The organism is Muriicola sp., assembly GCF_041567615.1.
Classification (GTDB): Bacteria; Bacteroidota; Bacteroidia; order Flavobacteriales; family Flavobacteriaceae; genus Muriicola.
Genome location: NZ_JBFGBM010000252.1, coordinates 1 through 2766 on the forward strand (window position 1 = coordinate 1; position 2766 = coordinate 2766).

General features: G+C 52.4%; 2 protein-coding genes and 1 pseudogene. 1 reads left to right on the top strand and 2 read right to left on the bottom strand.

Going from position 1 to position 2766, the window contains the following annotated elements:
* Both ABYP73_RS12665 and ABYP73_RS12670 read right to left on the bottom strand, forming a co-directional pair.
* Positions 1–377, bottom strand: a pseudogene (locus ABYP73_RS12665) (GHMP kinase); the annotation flags it as partial.
* A 2-nt stretch (positions 378–379) separates the two neighbouring features.
* Positions 380–1702 carry a hydroxymethylglutaryl-CoA reductase, degradative gene (locus tag ABYP73_RS12670; RefSeq protein ID WP_372974574.1) on the bottom strand — a complete coding sequence of 441 codons (1323 nt, stop codon included), beginning with the start codon at positions 1700–1702 and terminating at the stop codon, positions 380–382.
* 176 nt (positions 1703–1878) lie between these two features.
* Between ABYP73_RS12670 and ABYP73_RS12675 the strand changes: the two genes are divergently transcribed.
* Positions 1879–2766, top strand: an 888-nt coding sequence (locus ABYP73_RS12675; RefSeq protein ID WP_372974575.1) for a DPP IV N-terminal domain-containing protein, incomplete at its 3' end; no start/stop codon positions are given.

Here is a 2766-nt window from a genome sequence, read left to right on the forward strand (position 1 = left end):
ATAAGGGTTGAGCTGCTGCCTAACCCCCAGGACCTGGGGAATTCGAGTTGGGAAATGGCTTGTTTTCCCTTTAATTCCGTATAGAATTTCGGATTGAGTCGGACAGCTTCACGGAGCAGTCCCTGAAGGATGTCCCGGGTGTCATCCCCGGAAGGGTCTTTTTCATCAGGATCCAGTTCGCCTGGTCGAAATTCAGCCTCAAACCAGGTCTTTCCGTCCTGATCCAGGCTTTTCCACAAAAGTCCGGAGGTATTCCCTTTTGAGATTTCCAAAGTCTGGCCGAAACGCGCGGGCAGGCCCAGGGCCTCGGCACCGTCGAGAACGGCGTATTCCCCGGTGAGCAACAATTTGCCATGGCTTCGGTAGGTAGCAGACATGATTATGATGATTCCCTGAGCTTTTCCAGGGCCTCCACCACCGCATTGTGCGTGGCGCTGTGTTTTTTGAAATATTCCACCAGTTGTTTCTTCTCCTCTTCGGTGGCTCCCATCTGGTTCAGGATGTTCAGCAGGTGCATCTTCATATGGCCCTGTTGTATCCCGGTGGTCACCAGGGATTGTACGGCCGCAAAATTCTGTGCGAGTCCGGCTACGGCCACGATCCCCATCAGTTCCTTGGCCGAGGGATGTTGCAGGATCTCCAGGGCGAGCTTTACCAGTGGGTGGAGGGTGGTGAGTCCACCCACTGTCCCCAGGGCGATGGGGATCTCTATCCAGAACCGGAAGACCCCGTCCCTGATCTCTGCCTGGGTAAGGCTTTTGTAGGCCCCCTGACGGGAAGCGTAGGCGTGAATACCCGCCTCTACGGCCCTGAAGTCGTTCCCTGTAGCCAGGACCACGGCATCGATCCCATTCATGATCCCCTTGTTGTGGGTGACGGCCCGGTAAGGTTCGGCATTGGCAATAGCCACGGCCCTTACCAGCTTGTCAGCAAATTCCTGCGGGGATATCCCTGTGTCTGCTCCCAGTTCCTCTACCTTGCAGCTTACCTCCGCCCTGACCAGGCACTGGGGTACGTAATTGGAGAGGATGCTCATCACTACTTCTATATTTCTTTCCCCATCTTCAAGGATATCAGAGCTTATCGCCTCCCTTCTCAGGGTCCTGGCAAACTGTTCCAGGCAGGAGTTGATGAAATTGGCCCCCATGGCATCCAGGGTCTCAAAGGTGCAATGCAACTGATAGTAATGGTCGAGGGCTGAGGTCTTGTCCCTCAATTCGATCTTTTTGATCCCCCCTCCCCGGGCCACCATATTCTTGGTAATGGGCCGGGTCTCTTCAAAGAACAGGGGAGTGATGGACGTGATGAATTCCCCCAGCCGGGCTGGATCCCCCTCGTATATAAAATGCACCTGCCCGATCTTTTCTGTGCCCAGCACCTTTGTTGTAAAACCTCCTCGGGTGAGCCAGAACTTGGCCGCCTTGCTGGCAGCTGCCACCACAGAACTCTCCTCAATGGCCATGGGAAGGGCATAGAGCTTTCCGTCAATCAGGAAATTGGGGGCGATGCCAAAGGGGAGGTAATAGTTGGTCAGAGTGTTTTCGATGAACTCATCGTGGAGTCGCTGCAGCCGTCTATCGGTGTTCCAGTAGGTCTTCAGCAGGGCGATGCAGGCCTCCGGATCTTCAGTATATTGCTCGGCGATCCACCGGATCTTTTCCTCCTTGGACAGCTTTGAAAAGCCTTCGACGGGTTCGGGCATGGCAACGGTTTATATGCGGGCAAAGATAGTGATATTGCCCCAATCCCTGACGTATGACGATAAGGTGTAAAATCCCTTCTGCAGGCTTGCCGAAAAGGCAATTGCCCGGGGGAAAGTTATATTATTAAGGAGAAAATTAGTAAACTTGAGGGTTTGAATCCGAACAAAACACAGGAATGAAAAAATACCTCTTGCTGTTTCTCATTCTCACAGCAACCCCACAAGCTTTTACCCAACAAAAAGACCTGACCCTGGAGGAGATTTGGGACGGGTCATTTGCGACCCGTGGGATGGAATCCCTCAGGTCCATGAATGATGGACTTCACTACACCCTCCTCAATGCAGACCCTGAAAATCGGACCGTAAGCATTGGCAAATACGCTTATGAGACCCTGGAACAAACAGATACAGTCCTGCTTTCAAGCCCCGAGAATGATATTCCATATTTTTCGTCCTACGCATTCAGCAAGGATGAAAGCAAGGTAATGTTGGCAACTGATATTGAGAGGATCTATCGCCATTCCAGGAGGGGGATCTACTACGTGTACGATATTGAAGAAGAGACCACCACTAAAATTTCAGACCGAAAGATTATGTCCCCCCAGCTTTCCCCGGACGGGAGCAAAGTGGCCTATGTGCTGAATAATGATCTTTACTTTCTCGACCTGAGAACAGGTACGACCACCCGGATCACTGACGATGGCGAACCCAACGCCATCATCAACGGGATCACGGACTGGGTATACGAGGAAGAATTTGGGTTTGTCCGGGCGTTCGACTGGAATTCGGACGGGACCCGACTCGCCTTCCTCAGGTTCGATGAAAGGGCCGTCCCCGAGTTCTCCATGGACGTATACGGGGAAGGGCTGTATCCCTCCCAGTACCGTTTTAAATATCCCAAATCCGGGGAAGATAACTCGACAGTGTCACTGCATCTGTACAATATTCCCGATGGCTCTCTCAGGGATATCGAACTCCCTGATGCCTATTATATCCCCCGCATCTTATGGAAAAACAACCCGAATGAACTGAGCGTGCGAACCCTGAACCGGGCCCAAAACCAC

What these genes read in the sequence shown, in the direction of transcription:
- ABYP73_RS12670 (WP_372974574.1), bottom strand. Translation starts at nt 1,702, where the DNA reads ATGCCCGAACCCGTCGAAGGCTTTTCAAAGCTGTCCAAGGAGGAAAAG.